The organism is Rhodococcus sp. OK302, assembly GCF_002245895.1.
GTDB lineage: Bacteria > Actinomycetota > Actinomycetes > Mycobacteriales > Mycobacteriaceae > Rhodococcus_F.
This window is the reverse complement of the sequence record NZ_NPJZ01000001.1, coordinates 2830178-2849548: the sequence shown is the minus strand read 5'-3', so window position 1 is coordinate 2849548 and position 19371 is coordinate 2830178. Positions and strand designations below refer to the sequence as shown.

Here is a 19371-nt window from a genome sequence, read left to right as displayed (position 1 = left end):
ATGGCGGGTGCGGAGGCGGCAGGCGAAGTCACTGGTCAATTGTTGTCTCGAGGGTGGTTGAACTTCCAAGTGAGAGCGGGTGAGTTCACTCACGTGAGAGCGCGAACACCCCGTAAAACGCATGATGGGACGCCCGGAAATCCGGACGTCCCATGCGATGAAGCTGTAAAACTAGCGTGCAGCCACCAAGCGGTGAAACTAGCGTGCAGCCATTGCCTTCTGCAGGTTCACATCGAGCGCACCGAGGAATTCTTCGGTGGTCATGTAGCCCTGGTCTCCGCCGACGAGCATGGCGAGGTCCTTGGTCATCTGGCCGGACTCGACGCTCTTGATGACAACGTCCTCGAGGGCCTGGGCGAACCCGATGACCTCAGGAGTGTTGTCGAGCTTGCCACGGTGCTCGAGTCCACGGGTCCACGCGAAGATGGACGCGATGGGGTTGGTCGAGGTGGGCTTGCCCTGCTGGTGCTGACGATAGTGACGCGTCACGGTGCCGTGAGCAGCCTCTGCCTCACAGGTCCTTCCGTCCGGTGTGAGCAGAACCGACGTCATGAGGCCGAGCGAGCCGAAGCCCTGGGCCACAGTGTCGGACTGGACGTCGCCGTCGTAGTTCTTGCATGCCCAGACGTAGCCGCCCTCCCACTTGAGTGCGGAAGCGACCATGTCGTCGATGAGGCGGTGCTCGTAGGTCAGACCTGCGGCATCGAACTCAGCCTTGAACTCAGTCTCGTAGATGTGCTGGAAGATGTCCTTGAAGGCACCGTCGTACGCCTTGAGAATGGTGTTCTTGGTGGACAGGTACACCGGGTAGTTCTGCTGCAGACCATAGGTGAGCGACGCGCGAGCGAAGTCACGGATGGAATCGTTGAAGTTGTACTGTCCCTGAACGATGCCGCCGTTCTCGGGGAAGTTGACCAGTTCGTGCTCGATCGGTGCGCTTCCGTCCTCAGGCGTGTAGGTGATCATCACCTTGCCGGGGCCGGGGACCTTGAAGTCTGTGGCGCGGTACTGGTCACCGAAAGCGTGACGGCCGATGATGATCGGCTTGGTCCAGCCCGGGACGAGTCGCGGAACGTTCGAGATGATGATCGGTGCGCGGAAGATCGTGCCGCCGAGAATGTTGCGGATCGTTCCGTTCGGGGAACGCCACATCTTCTTGAGGCCGAATTCTTCGACACGAGCCTCGTCCGGCGTGATGGTGGCGCACTTGACGCCCACGCCGTGCTTCTGGATCGCGTGCGCGGCGTCGATGGTGACCTGGTCATCCGTCTCGTCGCGGTATTCGATCCCGAGGTCGTAGTACTCGAGGTTCACATCGAGGTACGGATGGATCAACTTGTCTTTGATGAACTGCCAGATGATGCGTGTCATCTCGTCGCCGTCGAGTTCGACGACGGTGCCCTCAACCTTAATTTTGGACATGGGTGTTTCGCGTCCTCCTAGGAAGTTTCCCTGGTTACACGGTTGCGGTCACACTTTGTGAGTGGGTCCGCGATCGGTTCGATTATCAAATCTAATCGGTGTGGACTGATCCCGGGAGATGAGTCCCAAACAAGACAAGCGTACTGCTAGCCAGGAAAGTCGCAACCGGCAGCCCCTTCCCTTTGTCTCTACTGACCGGTAACTTTTACCTGCTAGTGGGCTACATCGCTTCGAACCACCACACGTAACGGCACGCACTTCGACCCGCGTCGTGCGCCGCCTTCACTCCCGGTAGAATTCGACTCGGTCATGAGTACCAGCGTCAAGCCCCGGCTCGCTGGACGGCAACCCTCCAACCGCGGTGGGGTGCCCCGGGTGATGACCAGGTCTCCTGAGGTGGGTCTGCGCACGTGCGCATCCACTGCATTTTCAGGCGACAAGCGCGGGTCCGACAGGGACGGACCCCAGACCGGGCCGAGCCCTACGGAGGTTTTTCAGTATGTGTCGCACTTGTAGATAGGCCCCAGCACGGGGCGGCGATCATTCGCCCCCGTCCGACATCTATCCGTCTGACCACTGGAGTACAAAAATGACCGACAACACCGCTGACTGGTCCTTCGAAACCAAACAGGTCCACGCCGGCCAAACCGCAGACACCGCCACCAACGCGCGCGCACTGCCCATCTACCAAACCACCAGCTACGTCTTCGACAACACCGACCACGCAGCAGCCCTCTTCGGCCTCACCGAACCCGGCAACATCTACACCCGCATCATGAACCCCACCCAAGACGCCGTCGAACAACGCATCGCCGCCCTCGAAGGCGGAGTCGCCGCACTCCTCCTCTCCTCCGGCCAAGCCGCCGAAACCCTCGCCATCCTCAACGTCGCCGAAGCCGGCGACCACATCGTCGCCTCCCCCTACCTCTACGGCGGCACCTACAACCTCCTGCACTACACCCTGCGCAAACTCGGCATCGAAACCACCTTCGTCGAAAACCCCGACAACCTCGACCACTGGGCCGACGCCATCCGCCCCAACACCAAAGCATTCTTCGGCGAAACCATCGCCAACCCCAAAAACCACATCCTCGACATCCCCGGCATCAGCGCCGTAGCCCACAACCACGGCCTCCCCCTGATCGTCGACAACACCGTCGCCACCCCCTATCTGCTGCGGCCCTTCGAACACGGCGCCGACATCGTCGTCCACTCCGCCACCAAATACCTCGGCGGACACGGCACCGCCATCGCCGGCGTCATCGTCGACGGCGGCACCTTCGACTGGACCCAAGGCCGACACACCAACTTCACCACCCCCGACCCCAGCTACCACGGCGTCACATTCGCCGACCTCGGCGCACCCGCCTACGCCCTCAAAGCCCGCGTCCAACTACTCCGCGACCTCGGCACCGCCGTCGCCCCGTTCAACGCGTTCCTCATCGCCCAAGGCATCGAAACCCTGTCCCTGCGCATCGAACGCCACGTCGCCAACGCCCAACAAGTCGCCGGCTTCCTCGAAAACCACCCCACCGTCGCGTCCGTCTCCTACGCCGGACTGCCCTCCTCACCGTGGTACGAACGCGGAAAGACCTTGGCCCCCAAGGGCACCGGCGCCATCGTCACCTTCGAGCTGCCCGGCGGCGTCGACGCCGGCAAGAAGTTCGTCAACGCCCTCACCCTGCACAGTCACGTCGCCAACATCGGCGACGTCCGCTCCCTCGTCATCCACCCCGCGTCGACGACGCACTCGCAGCTCACCCCCGAAGAGCAGCTCGCCGCCGGCGTCACCCCCGGCCTGGTACGTCTCGCTGTCGGTATCGAAGGTATCGACGACATCCTCGCCGACCTCGAAACCGGCCTGGCAGCGGCGGCAACGTCGTGACGGTCAACGAAGTACAGCCCAGAATCGACCTCCTGCCGCCGTCCGGCGGCCAGATGGCGATCATCAACATCGGATCAGTTCAACTCGAGAGCGGCGAGGTACTGCCTTCTGTCTCGCTCGCCGTTCAACGGTGGGGGGAGCTGGCACCGAACCACGACAACGTCGTGCTGGTCGAGCATGCGCTGACCGGCGACTCGTATGTCACCGGCCCGGTAACGGACACTCAGCCCTCCCCCGGCTGGTGGAACGGGATGGTCGGCCCCGGCGAACCCATCGACACAGGCGAATGGTGTGCCATCGCGACCAATGTCCTGGGCGGTTGCCGAGGCACTACGGGTCCGAGTTCCCTTGCCGAGGACGGCAAACCGTGGGGCAGCCGATTCCCAGGAATCTCCATCCGCGATCAGGTCAATGCCGAGAAGCAGCTGTTCGATCTCCTCGGCATCGACCGGCTTGCATCGGTTGTCGGCGGATCGATGGGCGGAATGCGCGCTCTCGAATGGGCGGTGTCATACCCCGACAACCTGCTCTCCGCCTTGATTCTGGCAACGGGTTCACGCGCGACTGCTGATCAAATCGGTACGCAGACAACACAAATCGCAGCCATCATGTCCGATCCTGATTGGCAGGGCGGTGATTATCACGGGACCGGGCGATCACCTCGTGCGGGACTCCGCATCGCGAGGCGCATTGCGCACCTCACCTACCGTGCCGAAGCCGAACTCGATGCTCGTTTCGAGAACGCCGCCGAGGGAAACGAAAACCCTTGGAACGGTGGACGGTACGCCGTGCAGAGCTACCTGGAGCATCAGGCCGACAAGTTGGTGGAGCGTTTCGATCCCAGCACGTACATACTGCTGACCGACGCCGTGAATCGCCACGACATCGGCCGGGGACGCGGTGGCGTCGCTGCTGCCTTGGCATCGATCACCGTGCCGGTTGTTGTTGGCGGAGTCGATTCCGATCGTGCGTACCCGCTGCGCCTTCAGGAAGAAATGGCAGCGGGAATCCCGAAGTGCACCGGCCTCGAAGTTCTCAACTCCAAGGACGGTCACGACGGTTTTCTCACGGAAGCCGGCGCCGTAGCCGAACTGTTGCGTCGGACAATGGAATTAGCTCGCTCGTCGCGCTGAGCACTCAGCTTCCGGTCAGACTCCCCAGCGATCCGCTTCCCGTCGGTGCGGCCTCGGTTTGTGAGTCCAGGGCCACCGAATGGTACGCACCGGCGGCGATTGCGGTATAGCCGCCGCCGGTCGGGAGCGCGTCGAACTGCCCGTTCTCGTTGTTCCCCCACACGACGATGTGACCGTCGGCGGTCAACGCCACTGAATGCCGGAAGCCGACGGCGATCGCAGTGAAACCGCCCTCCTGCGGTATCTCGTTGAGCTGTCCGTAGTCGTTGTTCCCCCATCCGACTATGTGACCGTCACCGGTCAGCGCAAGAGTGTTGTCTTCACCGGCTGCGATCGCAGTAAAGCCACCACCGGCCGGAAGTCCGTCACGCTGACCTTCGTTCTCGCCACCCCACATGGTGACGTGACCGTCGGAAGTCAATGCCACCGAATGAAAGTTGCCGGCGGCAATCGCACGGAACCCGCCTGTAGTCGGGATACCGTCACGCTGCTTGAATTCCTTACTTCCCCAGGTCACGATCTTGCCTTCGGGGGTCAACGCCAGAGCGTGGTATGTACCGGCAGCGATTCTGGTGAAACCGCTGCGTACCGGCAGGTCCTCCTGCTGCCGGAATTCCGTGCTTCCCCACGCGGCGATGCGACCATCGGCGGTGAGCGCTACGGCATGATCCTCACCCGCCGCGATTGCGGTGAAGCCACCACCGGTCGGCACGTTCTCACGTTCCCCCCACGCGCTCTGTCCCCACGCGGCTATGCGACCGTCGGCCGTCAAGGCGACCGAATGATGGTCACCGGCAGCGATCGCGGTAAAACCGCCACGGGTCGGGAGTCCGTCACGCTGACTTTCGGTGGTTCCACCCCACATCGCGATGTGTCCGGTATTCCCGACCGGGACTCCGACCGGCGCAGCAACAGCAACGGTGGCCGTGGCGAGCGCCAAGACACCGACCGCGAAAACCGCAGCCAGACTTCGAAAGTGTGGACTTGAGAAAGCTTTCCGTCGTTTCATACTGTCCTCGTTCGTGAGCCCCCGCGCCCTCTGACGCTGCGGACAATGCTAACCAGTTACCCAGCCGAAACATCACAATACGGCCAGAGCGGATTTATCGCATCCCGTCAATGTCGGGAAAACCACACCTGATCAGCGTGTTTTCGCGGCGAATCCATTGGCGCCCGGTCACTGATCCCAGCTAACATCGGCGACCGTGACTCAACCGCGCCCTGATCGACTGCAGGCAACCTACCTGCCGGAACACATGGCGTTCGCATTCTGGGGTGTCGCTGATCCGGCTGGTGAACTCGCAACTCTGGGACTTCCGGTCGGAACTCCGGCCACCTACCGAATGGCAGTTCCGATCGACGATGTCATCGCGGCGACCGACGTCGCGGTTCAAGTGATCGAGTTCGCCGAAGCAGTGCAGTCGTTGCGGACGTTACGTGAAGATCAACCCGGAATCGGCGAGTCCGTGCTCGCCTGGAAGCGAGTGATCGACACCCGCGAACTGCAGTCCATGCCCACGGCGGCGCACGCCTCGCTCTACCGCGACCACACCGTCGTCAAGAGTGCGACGTCGACTGCGACGCACTTCATTCACTCGCTGACCGTCCGCGACAAACTCGATCACGCCCGGATACAGGCGACTCTGCGTCCCTATCAGATTCAGGGAGTGGCCTGGTTGACAGCGCTAACCGAGTCCGGCGGCGGCATCCTCGCCGACGAAATGGGACTGGGCAAGACTTTGCAAGCCATTTCGATGATCGCAATCAGGGCCGCCGACGGTTCCCACCTCGTCGTCTGTCCCACCTCGGTGATCGGAAACTGGCGACGCGAGATCAACCGATTTGCACCGCATCTCACCCTTGTGGTCCACCACGGGGCAAACCGGTGTCTTCCCTCAGATCTTGCTCCGGGTACCGTCGTCCTCACCAGCTACAGCGTCTTGCGTTCGGATTCAGAGCAATTGGAGCGATTCCGGTGGGCCTCGGCGATCTTCGACGAGGCTCAGCAAATCAAGAATCCGTCGTCGTTGGCAGCACAGGCTGCGGCCCGTTTGAGTGCTGACGTGAAAGTAGCGATGACCGGAACACCGGTCGAGAACCGTCTCGAAGAACTGTGGTCATTATTCCAGGTAGCCAATCCCGGCGTTCTGGGGACTCGAGCGCGATTCCGGCAGCGCTTTGCCGTCCCGATCGAAACGGGCCGCTCTGCATCTGCCGCAACACGATTGACGACGATCATCGAACCCTACGTACTGCGCCGAACCAAAGATGCTGTTGCCAAGGATCTTCCACCGAAACAGTTCTCCACCGTCGAATGCACCGTGACGTCGGAGCAAGCACGAATCTACCGAGCCGCGGTGGCGGATGCATTCGACACCGGACTGGGAACCGGAATCACGCGGCGCGGCAACGTCCTTGCCCTTCTGACCACTCTCAAGCAGGTGTGCAATCACCCCGCGCAGGTCACCGGCGATACCGACGATATGCACGGACGGTCCGGAAAGTTTGATCGTGCAACCGAAATGCTGGCCGAGATCGTCGACGACGGTGATCGCGCACTCGTGTTCACCCAGTACCGAACTATGGGTGAGCTGTTATCGAAGCACCTCGGATCAGAGTTGGGTATCAGCGACGTTCCGTTCCTGCACGGCGGCTTGAGCGTTGCGAAACGTGATGAGATGGTCGAAGCTTTCCAGACGGACGACGAGTCGTCGCCGGTACTCATCCTGAGTTTGCGCGCCGCCGGATTCGGCCTCAACCTCACCCGTGCAAACCATGTCGTCCACTACGACCGCTGGTGGAATCCGGCCGTCGAAGATCAAGCCACCGACCGCGCACACCGCATCGGTCAGCAGCGCACCGTCAACGTCCACACCCTGGTCACCGGAGGAACCGTCGAGGATCATATCGCCGCCATGCACGAGTCGAAACGGGCCGTAGCCGCATCGATTTCAGGCAACTCCGAAGCGGCACTCGCCGATCTTCCGGATTCCGAGTTGCGTGAACTCCTCGAACTCGACGGTGCGGTGATCATCTGATGGCCAACGAGTTCGGAGTGACAGCGTGGGGCCGGGTGTGGTTGCGAACCGTGGAACAAACAACGTCCTCGAAGCCGAACCCTTCGCTGCCGACCGCACGCACCCTGGCGCGCAATGGCGCGGTAACGCTGACGGACATCTCCGCCGGAAACGTCTCCGGCACGGTCACTGCCAAGGGCAAGACATCGACTGTTGTTGTCACCGTGCCACTCTGGGAGAAGAAGGAATCCGACGCCGCCCAGCGCCTGCTGAAGTCAGCCGGCGTGAAGAACCGGTCCGTGTCGACCGGGGAGCTGCCGGACAGCGTCGTCGCAGATCTTCGCGCTCTCGATATTGCTGTCGCCGTGAGCATTTCCGAATGCACAGCCACGTGCGATTGCTCCGGAAAACGCTCACCGTGTGTTCATCATCTTGCCGTGCTGTACGCATTGGCCGGCAGGATCGACGAGGAGCCTGCACTGGCCGTCACACTCCGCAGCAAACGTCGGACAGCGCGCCGATCTGCTGCCGCACAGACGCAGAGTGAGTGGATTCCTCTATACGAGATAGATGTATCGACGTTCTACGGAAGCTGACTGCTCACTCAGTCTGTCCCGAGCGGATCGATCGTCAACGCCAGCATGACGATCAATGCGCCCATGACACCCATCGCTGCGGTGTCGAACTTCTTGCCGCGCACGGCAAGAAGTCCGACGCGTTCCTCCGACACAAACCATCGCGCAATAGCACCGATGATGACCGCCACTCCCAAAACCAGAGAGCCACGGCGCCACCGATCGGCCAGGACAAGAACAAAAGCTGCTGCGATCACGGTGAGAACCACGATCATGGGCAGATTCTTCTTCACGAGGCCGACCGGTGAGGTCATGAGATTCAGGCTCCGGCCAGGACTCGCTCGGCACGCTCGACCACGTTGGTGATCAGGAACGCACGCGTCAACGGGCCCACGCCACCGGGATTGGGTGAGACGAAGCCGGCAACCTCGTTGACGTCGGCGGCAACGTCGCCACGCAATCCGTCGTCGGTGCGACTGACACCGACGTCGAGAATCGCGGCACCGGGCTTGACCATGTCAGCCGTGATCAGTCCGGGTACACCGGCCGCTGCGACGATGATGTCGGCGCGGCGAACTTCGGCAGCCAGATCACGAGTTCCGGTGTGGCAGAGCGTAACTGTGGCGTTTTCACTGCGGCGCGTCAGGAGCAGGCCGATGGGGCGGCCGACGGTGATTCCGCGTCCGACGACAACAACGTGGGCGCCGGCAATCGGGACCTCGTAGCGGCGCAGGAGGTGCAGGATTCCACGCGGAGTGCAGGGCAGTGGAGCTTCCTTACCCAGAACCAACCGTCCGAGGTTCACCGGGTGCAGACCGTCTGCATCCTTGTCGGGATCGATGCGCTCGAGGGCAGCGTTCTCGTCGAGGTGCTTGGGCAGCGGCAACTGCACGATGTAACCGGTGCACTCGGGGTTGGCGTTGAGCTCGTCAATAGTGGCGTTGAGTTCTTCCTGCGTGATGTCCGCAGGAAGGTCGCGTCGCAAGGAATTGATGCCGACCTTGGCGCAGTCGTTGTGCTTACCGCGCACGTAGGCAGCAGATCCTGGATCGTCGCCTACGAGAATGGTGCCCAAGCCGGGCGTGATGCCCGCTGCTTTCAGGGCGCTCACCCGCACCTTCAGGTCTTCGAAGATTTCGTCGCGGGTAGCTTTGCCGTCGAGGATCGTTGCAGTCACGGCGACCATTGTTCCAGGTTGAGGTCGGTGAGTGACAACGGCTCCGGAACTACGCGACCCACCGGTGCTTCTTCGCCCCGTCGCACCCGACGATTATTCCCGGTTGAGGGCCTTTCAGTCGACACTCCTGCAGAGTTTCGGGTCACACCAGCACACGAGAAGTGGAGAGTTCCCGCGAGAGGGCCGGCATCCGTAACTGGGAGGGATTGACGTTGTGCGTCTCCTTGATACCCATCCGCAGATACGCGACAGAAGGTGCCCCCGAGATCCGCGCGATCTCGGCGAGCGACAGGTCCGAGCGTCGAGGATCCTGCAGCAGGTCCACGGCGCAGTCGATCCTTCGCGATCGGATCATTTGCGCCACCGACCGGGAATGTGGCTCGAATGTCCGATGCAACGTGCGCACCGAGGTGCCCAGACGTCTCGCGAGCGATTTCACCGTCAATTCGGGGTCTGTGTAGTCCTTGGAAATAACTGCGAGCGCATCCCGGAATAGTCCGGCCGAGGGCTGAAGAACTACTCCCTCAGCCTCCATGAAAGAAACCGTCGGTGCATTGGCGACGCAGGATTCGACAAATAGATGCCCGGAATCACCGTGGGTCGGGGGCGCGAAATCTTCTGTATCCCCCACCAGCTCAACCCGATCCTGGGAAAGCCACCGATCGCCGACAACCCACCCGGCAGCACCGATCCGGGAGAATATCGATTCCGCTTTCCTCTGATGCCCCTCGCTTGATTGCGTGGAATCGTCCTCGAGCCAGCCGAATCGATGCGCGTAGATGGCGTGAGCGCGAGCCCGATCGAGAGGCGGAATCGAAAATTTCTCGTCGGCGCCAAGCGCCTGTGGCAGCGCCGCCCGGGCCTCGTGCAGCGTGCGGGCGGTGAGCAGTCGTCCACGCCCGATTGCCGCGTTAGTGGTGGCCGGCTGAGATCGCGACGCCGTCCTTGACTCCAGATACCGGAGCACCCGCTCCGCCTCCGCGGGGTTGTTGGCGACCATCTGAGCCTCGACCAGATCGACGTAGCGCTGGACCTGCCAGTGGTCCGTCGCGGCGCCGAGGAGGTCAATGCTCTGCTCCAACAGCGAAATCGCCGTGTTTGCATCGCCTTTCATGAGGGCAATCTGCCCCAGGGACCACAAAAGCCTGGATTCGAACCCCGGATTCGCCCGTCGATGCGGATGCGTCAGCCCGGCCTCCGCCAGATCGGCGGCGTCGGTGAAGCGTCCCGCCAGCCCCAGGAGCTGAACCCCCTGGCAGAGCCGCAGCATGTGCAGGAAGTTCCGCCGGGGCAGTACGCGCTGCGCCTCGTCCCACATTTGCTGCGCGGCGTCGACCGTCCCGGAGAACATCTCGTTGTCCACCTTCAGCGTGAGGGACACCACCTGCTCCAAGGGCGCGGACATGTGATGCAGGATGCGGTCGAAGAGGGTTTCCGCCTCCTGAAATCGGCCCACCTGAGACAGGAAAGTTGCCGTCTCCGACACCAGGCGAAACTCCAGCGGCTGACGCAGGTCGAGCTTGGGCAGCGGATGGAGCGAGCCGGAATCCGCCGCGTCCTGCGCCATACGATGGTCGACCATTGCGGACAACGCGACTCTACGAGTGCTCGGGACGCCCACCAAGGAGAGGACTCGGTGCGCTTCAACTTCCTCGTGGCGGAACAAGTGAAAAAGCGCGGTGGTATTCGATAGGTTGGCGGCGGCATCCGGGCATCGCTCGGAGAGTTCAGAGACGATGTGACACATCATCTCGCCGTCCAGCGGCTCGTCCAGCAGGAATCGAATCTGCATTCGGAGTGTGGCGACTGTGCCGGCCTCCGCCGGGGACAGCTCATGCCGTTCGGTCTGCTGCGCGAACCACTCGACGTCGTGGAAGTACCCGCCGGCCATCGCGATCTCGACCCCGCGGACCGCCAACCGTGCGGCGCTCGCGTCGGGCGAAGTCTTGATCAGCGTGCGCAGAATATGGAGGAGCTGTGACACGTCGCCCGCCCTCTCCAACTCCCCAATCAGGCCAAGCGCCACCTCTACTGGTTCGGTCGCCGGGCTGCTCGCCACCAACTGAACGGCCGCGCCGAAGACTGGCCGCCGCCGCAACACGGCGCACGCGTTCATCTGTTGGCGGCAGGTGGCCCGGAGCTTCGACGGGGCGATCTGATAGATCGCGGCACGGTCCAGGTTGTTGGCGATGCGCACTTCGTGGCCAATTGAGCTCAGGTATCCCGATTCGACGAGATCGGCCAACTGCTCCTCGGCGCCGCCTGGCTGATCTTGCGTCGCACCGATGATGTGCAGCAAATGCTCCGGTTCCAGGGTCTGAGCAACCGACATCGTCAGCAACGCCAGACGCTGCAACTCCGTGATCCGGGAGAACACCTCCCGCCAACGGTTCATCCGGCTCGGCGCCACGGCGACCGGCCAGGACAGGGCGGCAATGCCGCGCAGCTGTTCGACGCTCGCCTGCTCGCACAGCTCACGAAGGTCGACGGGGTTGCCGCGGCAGCTCCGGTGCAGCTCCGTCAGAGTGTCCAGCGGTGGGCGATGTCCGATGAAGGACTCGACGAGATCCCCCGACTCCTCCAGAGTCAACGTGTAAATCGGAAGCTGCGGGAGCGAGCGAAACTCGGTCTCCCCTTCGCCGCAGACGAGGATGCCGAATACCGGCAGATTCGCGAGGCGCCGCGCCACGTAGCCAAGAACCGATCGACATGAGGCGGAAAGCAGATCGGCATCGTCGACAACGATCAGCAGCGCATGGTTTTTGAAGTCATGGGAGGCGAGGGCGCGGAGGATGATGTCGCCGATTGCCGGCGCCCACTCATGTCCGGCCACGTCGATACCGACGTCCGACAATGCGGCGATCTCCGATGTGCTGACACCAAGGTGAGTAAAGAGCGGATGGAAGACGGTGGCCATCGCGAAGTCGGTATGGCGGGTCCCCGCGATGAACACGGTCGGCCCCACATGCGTCCATGTCACGTCATCCATGAAGCGGGAACGTCCGGTGCGCCGCGGCCCCGTCACGACGAGCGCGGATCCATAGCGCGCCCGAGCCTTGCCTATTCCATCGCTGACCTGCCGAAAGGCCTGAGCCCGCCCATAGGCGCGCTGACCAGATTCGATAAACAACCCGATTGCTCCTCAAGAACCACCTCTCCGGTTTTGCGTGTCAAAAGGTCACAACTAAGCGACCTCCGCATGCGACGACCCGATTCGTCGCTCCCGAAGATATTGCTGATATTGGCCGTCGGCTGCCACAAATGTCAAGCCTGTAATTGTAAAAAAACGACAATCATGTTTCAGAAGATCCTCTTAGGGGCGTCGATAAAACAGTGGAGTCCCTTTCAATCACAGAATTAGACAACACCCAGTTAATTCCGGCGCAACCACTGCCCGGTCAAGCGCCCGGCCGGCCGTCGCTGATCTTTGCAGCGACAGCCCCACCCCCGCATCTCGGCCACCTCCACGGAACAATTCATCCCGTCTCGCCCCTCGCCACCGGACCGTTGCGCTATGCCTTCCGCCCCGGGGACCCCACCATAAATTGACTGGTCAAAAGGCCCCGTAGCCCCGAATTTCGGTAGCCGTTGTCTGGAGTCCCGGCCGGCGGATCGGCTCGGGCAACGTGCAATTCGTGCCAAGATGGCGCATTTTCATCCTCCAAAATTGGCACGCTTGTGCAATTTTGTGCCTGCCGCCTGCAATCCTGCGCCAGAGCCCCCGAGTGATCAAGATGCGCCGATAGCCTCTTATCCACGCTGTGCCGCAAACCGCTACAGCACCTACATCAGAGCGTTCGATGTGGCTTCCGAATTTAATCCCCCACGTTGAATCGAATTTCCTACGAGTTCGATCCAGTCATATTTCGAACCAATCTAGACGCACCACACAACTTCTTGAAAGGAGTTGAATTGTCCAGTCACATACACAAAAGAGTGGGCGCCCTCCGGCGCGCTACCACGGCCGCGGCACTAACCGCCTCGATGCTGCTATCCATGACGGCATTCACCGCTGGAGTGTTCGCGCCGGCTGCCTCTGCGGCGCCGGCCCAGCCGACGTTCTCCTGCGACAACTTCGGGTACCTGTTCCAAACTGTCAAGAAAGACTCGACAGTGCACCAGGTAAACCTGACCAGCGGCGCCGCGACACTGGTGGGAAACACTCCACATTCGGTCAACGGCGTCGGCTACAACGTTCTCGACGAGTACATGTACGGCACGAACGGAGGCATTCTTTACCGCATCGGCTCTGACTTGTCCATGACTGCGCTACCGCCCATCCCCGAACTCGCGGGCCAGGGTTTTGCCGTTGGCGACATCGACACTGTGGGGCGTATGTGGATCGTCGGCAACAGCGGGAGCAGCGACAAATGGGCCTCGATTGATCTGGTACCGGGCTCACCGACCTACGGCACCGTCATCAACACTGGCCCGAACGCTCAGCTATCGGATATCACGGACTGGGCTGCCATCGGCAACGCGCTGTACGGAGTCAAAAGCGACGGCACCGGGGTGCTTCGCTTCGACATGACCACGCACGCCATCGATACCCTCCCGATCTCAGGGCTCACTGAAAGGGGGCGCTACGGCGCAGCGTATGCGGACTCCAAGGGCCGCCTTTGGGCCTCGCACAACGACTCGGGCGCGATCTGGCGAATCAACATCAAGAATCAAACCGCGGTCAAGATGTCCGACGGCCCCACATCGAGCGGGAACGACGGTGCGCGGTGCTCCACAGCCGAGATCCCCTCGCTGATTGTGGAAAAGCAGATCAACGGCGGCCGTGTCGACGCCACGGATCAGTTCACTGTCGCAATCCGAAGCGCCCAGGGGCAGCCTCTGACCGAGGCGACGACGGCCGGCAGCGGAAATAACGTGTCCACCACGGACTGGCCGGTGATGAATGGCTACTCGTACCAGATCACCGACACCATCGCCCCCGGCTCAGCGAGCCCGATGTCGAAATATAGGGCCGAGATCGCCTGCACCAACCTGCGGACAGGCAGTGCGGCGGCGACCACCGGTACCGGACCATGGACGCTGGCAGTCTCCACGAACGACAGTTTCTCGTGCGTGGTGACGAACACGAACGGTACCTCCAAACCCACGGTGTCGATCACGAAGTCCTCCGACACCACGGCGATCACGGCCGTCGGCCAGAAGGTCCCCTATAAGTTCGAGGTCAAGAACACCGGCAACGTTGCCGCCAAGGACATTACGGTCATCGACCGGCAGACCGCTCCCGCCGAGGACAAGAACCTCAGCCCGATCAGCTGCCCCGCGACCACCCTGGACCCGGGCAAGTCCATGACCTGCACCGCCGAATACACAGTCTCCCAAGCCGACTACAACCACGGCAAGATCAAGGACGTCGCCACCATGACGTCCAAGGATCCGGGCAACACCCCGATCGTCACGCCCCCGTCGGAGAAGGAGATCCCCGTCGTCGGCGGCAATGCCACGGTGTCGATCACGAAGTCTTCCGACACCACGGCGATCACGGCCGTCGGCCAGAAGGTCCCCTATAAGTTCGAGGTCAAGAACACCGGCAACGTTGCCGCCAAGGACATCACGGTCATCGACCGGCAGACCGCTCCCGCCGAGGACAAGAACCTCAGCGTGCTCAGCTGCCCCGCGACCACCCTGGACCCGGGCAAGTCCATGACCTGCACCGCGGAATACACAGTCTCCCAAGCCGACTACAACCACGGCAAGGTCAAGGACGTCGCCACCCTGACGTCCAAGGATCCCGGCGGCACCCCGATCACCACGCCCCCGTCGGAGAAGGAAATCCCCGTCGTCGGTGGCAAGGGTGACGTCTCCATCCTCAAGTCCACCGACACCAAGGAGATCACGGCCGTCGGACAGAAGGTCCCCTACAAGTTCGAGGTCACCAACAAGGGCACTGTGACCGCCAAGGACATCAAAGTCACCGACAAGCAGACCGCACCCGCCGAGGACAAAAACCTCAGCCCGATCAGCTGCCCCGCCACCACCCTGGACCCGGGCAAGTCCATGACCTGCACCGCGGAATACACAGTCTCCCAGGCCGACTTCGACCACGGCAAGATCAAGGACGTCGCCACCATGACGTCCAAGGATCCGAGTGACAAGCCGATCACCACGCCCCCGTCGGAGAAAGAAATCCCCGTCGTCGGCGGCAAGGCTGACGTCTCCATCCTCAAGTCCACCGACACCAAGGAAATCAAGAACGTCGGCCAGAAGGTCCCCTACAAGTTCGAGGTCAAGAACAACGGCACCTTGACCGCCAAGGACATCAAGGTCACCGACAAGCAGACCGCACCCGCCGAGGACAAGAACCTCAGCGCGATCAGCTGCCCCGCCACCACCCTGGACCCGGGCAAGTCCATGACCTGCGCCGCCGAATACACGGTCTCCCAGGCCGACTTCGACCACGGCAAGGTCAAGGACGTCGCCACCGTCACCAGTAACAACCCGGGCGGCACACCGATCGTCACGCCCCCGTCGGAGAAGGAAATCCCGGTCGTCGGCGCCGTGACATCGATGACGGTCGCCAAGTCCTCCACCGCCAAGGACATCACGTCCGTCGGCCAGAAGGTGCCTTACAAGTTCACGGTGAAGAACACCGGCAACGTCACGCTCAACAACGTGAACGTGCAGGACACACAGGTCACACCCGCCGACAATAAGAACCTGAGCAAGGTTGTCTGCCCGGCAACCTCCTTGGCTCCGGGCCAGTCCACGGACTGCTCGGCCGAGTACACCGTCTCGCAGGCCGATTTCGATCATGGCTCGGTCACGGACATAGCGGAGGCCACGGCGAAGGCGCCAATGAACATCGACGTCGTGAGCAACGAGTCGACTCTCAGCGTCGGCGTGACCGGTGCCGAAGGCGCGCTCAAGATCGTCAAGTCCTCGACCGCGACGGCGATCACCGGTGCCGGCCAGAAGGTGCCCTACACCTTCGACATCACCAACACCGGCAACGTGACCATGAAGAAAATCAAGGTCACCGACAAGCAGACCGCTCCCGCCGAGGACAAGAACCTCAGCCCGATCGTCTGCCCCGGAACCGAGCTGGCACCGGGCAAGTCGATGAAGTGCACCGCCGAGTACACGGTCTCCCAGGCCGACTTCGATCACGGCTCCATCAAGGACGTGGCGACGGCGACAGGCGAGGATCCGAAGGACACTCCGGTGACCACCCCGCCGGGCGAGAAGGAGATCGTCTCCTCGGGAGCCAATCCCTCACTGGCAGTAGTGAAGTCGTCGACTGCTACCGAGATCACGGGTCCGGGACAGAAGATTCCGTACGCCTTCCAGGTCACCAACAACGGCAACGTGACCATGAAGGACATCAAGGTCGAGGACACCCAGGTCGCACCCGCCGACAACAAAAACCTGAGTCCGGTCACCTGCAAGGAGACCACTCTGGCTCCCGGCATCTCCACCACGTGCAACGCGGAGTACACCGTCTCCCAGGCGGACTACGACCACGGCAAGCTCGCCGACACCGCTGTCGCCACCGGCAAGTCCCCCAAGGGCGAGCCTGCGACGAGCCCACCGGCGGAGAAGGAAATCACCGCGACGGGCACCAACCCTGATCTGGCAGTCGTGAAGTCGTCGAAGACGGCCGCGATCAGCGAGGTCGGCCAGGTTGTTCCCTACACGTTCTCGGTGACCAACACCGGTAACGTGACTATGAAGGATCTCAAGGTCACCGATGAGCAGATCGCTCCCGCCAACCCGGCGAACCTGACCGAGGTCAAGTGCCCAGAGTCCTCGCTGGCCCCCGGCAAGTCGATGGACTGCACGGCGGAGTACCGCGTGGCCCAGGCTGACTTCGACCACGGCAAGCTCGTCGACGCGGCAGTCGCGTCGGGCACCTCGCCCCAGGGCGATCCGGTGCTGACCCCCGCATCGGAGAAGGAGATCACCACCACCGGCGGCAAGGCTGAGCTCACCGTGGTGAAGTCCTCGACCGCGACCGAGCTTCCGCGCGTCGGCGAGAAGATCCCCTACGAGTTCCTGGTGATCAACACCGGAAACCTCACGGTGAATGACGTGAAGATCACCGATGAGCAGGTCGCCCCCGCCGAGGCTAAAAACCTCAGCGCGGTCAGCTGCCCCGAGCCCTCCCTGGCACCGGGCAAGTCCATGACCTGCACCGCCGAGTACACGACATCCTTCGTGGACAAGCTCTACGGCTCCGTCACCGACCGGGCAATCGCCACGGGCACGACCGTCCAGGGCGATCCCATCGAAAGCAAGCCTTCCGAGAAGATCATCAAGCGCAAGGGCTTGCCCAACATCCTGCCTCTGCCCATCCCGATCCCCATCCCGGGTGGCGACGGCGGACTGGGCTCCCTGAACCCGGGCGGATCGCTTGACGGCGGGTCGTCCAACGGCCAGCCGGCCAACGGCGGCGGTGGCGACAACGGCGGTAACACCGATGGCGGCAACGCCGGTGGCAACGGCAACGGCGGCAACACCGGTGGCGGTAACGATGTCGGTGGCAACACCAGTGGCGGCAACGTCGCCCAGTCCGGCAACGGCAACGGCAACGGATACGACGGCAACGGCGCACGGATTGACTCCGGCGGCGGCGCGGGCGAATCCGGCGTGAACACCGGTCTTCTCGTGGCGGGCGGTGTGGTCTTGCTGGCCGCACTGGCCCTCGGCGGAGTGCTCCTCCGTCGCCGAAACGCTAGTGAGTAATCACCACCTGAGTTAGTCAGCAGAACTAGGGCGGGTCGTAGCGGAAGCTACGACCCGCCTTATGCCGTCTGCTAGGGAATGCCTTCTAGATGTCCACAACCAGTCCGTGCGCCGACGCGTACGACACCGCCTGCATCAGTTCGATCTTGGCGTTTCCGACTGTGGCGGAAGTCCACAGACTCGCGTCGATACGTGCGCCCCGCAGGTCTGCACCCTCAAGCTTGAGACCGCCGGTCCGAGCACCGGTGAGATCTGCGGACGCAAGAATTGCGCCTCGCATATCCGTGCGGACGAGGTTCGCTTCGCGGAACCGGCAGGACGTGAAGTCGATCTTGCGCAGGTCGGCGCCGCCCAGAGCGGTGAGCGAGAAGTCGACCTCTTCGAGGGTCAGTGGCCGGATCCGGCACCCCTCGAAGGTTGAACCCATCAAACTGCAGTTGCGGAAAGTGCTGTGCCACAGGCTTGTCCGAGCAAAGTTGCATGACCGGAACGCCGTTCCGACGTGAACGGACTCCCCCAAATCGGTTCCGGTGAAATCACAATCGGTGAAGACCACGGACTCCGTCTTGATGCCCGTCAGGTCTGCATCGCGGAAATTGCAATTGGTGAATGTGCGCTGACTCCAGGTCTGGCCGGACAAACGCGCATCGGAATAGTCTTCGCCGACGATGTCGGTTTCTTCGGGGAGCATGACCTACATACTGCACCGAAGCACCGACACCGCCTCAAGCGACTACTTGTCGCAAGCTATTCCGTCGTTGTCGCGATCAAGCTTCGGCGCGTATCCGGGTTCACCCCGGTAGATCGGTGCCGCACCAGCCGCCTTCACTTCCGTGCAGTTCGCGTAGTACACGCTGGCATTCGGCGCTTTGGCAGGCGGCGGAACATACGCGGGTTCGGTCGTCGGCGGTGGCACATAGGCCGGTGCCGGCGGAACGTAAGGCGTCGTCGTAGTCGCTTGCACCTGTGGGACCAACGGCATCGGTGCGACGGTCGTTGTTGTCGGCGGGACTGTGGTGGTGGTCGGCGGAACCGTCGTCGTAGTCGTGACCTTCGTCGTTGTTGCAGTCGTAGTTTTCGTCGTAGTCGCGGCCACTGTCGTAGAAGAGGTCACTACGGGCTTCGTCGACCCTTCGGACTCCCCTGATCCGCCGGCAACTCCGATCGCCACGAACCCTGCCATTGCCACGCCCGCAGCACCGGCAATCCATGGCCACTTGCGCTTTCCGGCCGGCGCCTCCGGATCCGGAACCGGTGCACCCGGTGCGCCGGGAACCCTCGTCGACGCGCCGACGCCATTGGGTCGAGTCTCCCCTGTCCACCGCTGACCGTCCCAGTACCGGTCAATGCTGGGCTCGAAGGGATCGGGGTTCCAACCGGCGGGGGGATTCATAGGTGTCCATTCTGAGAGGAGTGCAGCCGATAGGTTCTCACAAACCGTCTGGTTTATTACCTAAATGGC

12 protein-coding genes and 1 riboswitch are annotated in these 19371 nt (G+C 62.4%); of the genes, 5 read left to right on the top strand and 7 right to left on the bottom strand.

Translation table 11 applies throughout. The annotated features are described in order from the left end of the window. Nucleotides 1-198: 198 nt before the first annotated feature. Complete coding sequence (locus tag BDB13_RS13035; RefSeq protein ID WP_094272007.1) at nt 199-1422, bottom strand: NADP-dependent isocitrate dehydrogenase; 1224 nt, start codon at nt 1420-1422, stop codon at nt 199-201. Between the two features lie 305 nt (nt 1423-1727). After that, nucleotides 1728-1871, top strand: a riboswitch (SAM riboswitch). Nucleotides 1872-2011: 140 nt separating this feature from the next. On the opposite strand from BDB13_RS13035, the gene BDB13_RS13030 reads away from it, so the two are divergent. Then, entirely contained in the window at nt 2012-3307 is a 1296-nt protein-coding gene (locus BDB13_RS13030; protein WP_094272006.1) for a bifunctional o-acetylhomoserine/o-acetylserine sulfhydrylase, read from the top strand. Then, nucleotides 3304-4440: a homoserine O-acetyltransferase gene (gene metX / locus BDB13_RS13025; protein WP_441347189.1), complete on the top strand. Its 1137-nt coding sequence runs from the start codon at nt 3304-3306 to the stop codon at nt 4438-4440. Before BDB13_RS13030 ends, metX begins: the two co-directional genes overlap by 4 nt. A gap of 4 nt (nt 4441-4444) precedes the next feature. On the opposite strand, the gene BDB13_RS13020 is transcribed toward metX, so the two are convergent. Continuing rightward, on the bottom strand, nt 4445-5380 hold the full coding sequence (locus BDB13_RS13020) for an RCC1 domain-containing protein (RefSeq protein ID WP_176459573.1): 936 nt from the start codon (nt 5378-5380) through the stop codon (nt 4445-4447). A 265-nt stretch (nt 5381-5645) separates the two neighbouring features. Here BDB13_RS13020 and BDB13_RS13015 point away from each other — a divergent pair, with 265 nt between their 5' ends. Together BDB13_RS13015 and BDB13_RS13010 are read left to right on the top strand one after the other, a co-directional pair. Next, complete coding sequence (locus BDB13_RS13015; RefSeq protein WP_254922806.1) at nt 5646-7478, top strand: DEAD/DEAH box helicase; 1833 nt, start codon at nt 5646-5648, stop codon at nt 7476-7478. Beyond that, nucleotides 7478-8053, top strand: a complete 576-nt coding sequence (locus tag BDB13_RS13010; protein WP_094272003.1) for an SWIM zinc finger family protein — start codon at nt 7478-7480, stop codon at nt 8051-8053. Before BDB13_RS13015 ends, BDB13_RS13010 begins: the two co-directional genes overlap by 1 nt. Nucleotides 8054-8061: 8 nt before the next feature. Here BDB13_RS13010 and BDB13_RS13005 read toward each other — a convergent pair whose 3' ends face one another. The 3 genes from BDB13_RS13005 to BDB13_RS12995 form a co-directional block, all read right to left on the bottom strand. Then, on the bottom strand, nt 8062-8346 hold the full coding sequence (locus BDB13_RS13005; RefSeq protein ID WP_094272002.1) for a DUF3017 domain-containing protein: 285 nt from the start codon (nt 8344-8346) through the stop codon (nt 8062-8064). A gap of 5 nt (nt 8347-8351) precedes the next feature. Then, a complete protein-coding gene (locus BDB13_RS13000; RefSeq protein ID WP_176459572.1) occupies nt 8352-9209 on the bottom strand; it encodes a bifunctional methylenetetrahydrofolate dehydrogenase/methenyltetrahydrofolate cyclohydrolase in 858 nt (285 codons plus the stop codon). Between the two features lie 142 nt (nt 9210-9351). Then, a complete protein-coding gene (locus BDB13_RS12995; RefSeq protein ID WP_141210640.1) occupies nt 9352-12339 on the bottom strand; it encodes a helix-turn-helix domain-containing protein in 2988 nt (995 codons plus the stop codon). Nucleotides 12340-13205: 866 nt separating this feature from the next. On the opposite strand from BDB13_RS12995, the gene BDB13_RS12990 reads away from it, so the two are divergent. Continuing rightward, on the top strand, nt 13206-17909 hold the full coding sequence (locus BDB13_RS12990; RefSeq protein ID WP_176459571.1) for a DUF7507 domain-containing protein: 4704 nt from the start codon (nt 13206-13208) through the stop codon (nt 17907-17909). An 85-nt stretch (nt 17910-17994) separates the two neighbouring features. Here the strand turns inward: BDB13_RS12990 and BDB13_RS12985 are convergent, their stop codons facing one another. Together BDB13_RS12985 and BDB13_RS12980 are read right to left on the bottom strand one after the other, a co-directional pair. After that, on the bottom strand, nt 17995-18600 hold the full coding sequence (locus BDB13_RS12985; RefSeq protein ID WP_094271998.1) for a pentapeptide repeat-containing protein: 606 nt from the start codon (nt 18598-18600) through the stop codon (nt 17995-17997). A gap of 42 nt (nt 18601-18642) precedes the next feature. Further along, on the bottom strand, nt 18643-19302 hold the full coding sequence (locus BDB13_RS12980; protein WP_094271997.1) for an excalibur calcium-binding domain-containing protein: 660 nt from the start codon (nt 19300-19302) through the stop codon (nt 18643-18645). Between the last annotated feature and the right edge of the window lie 69 nt (nt 19303-19371).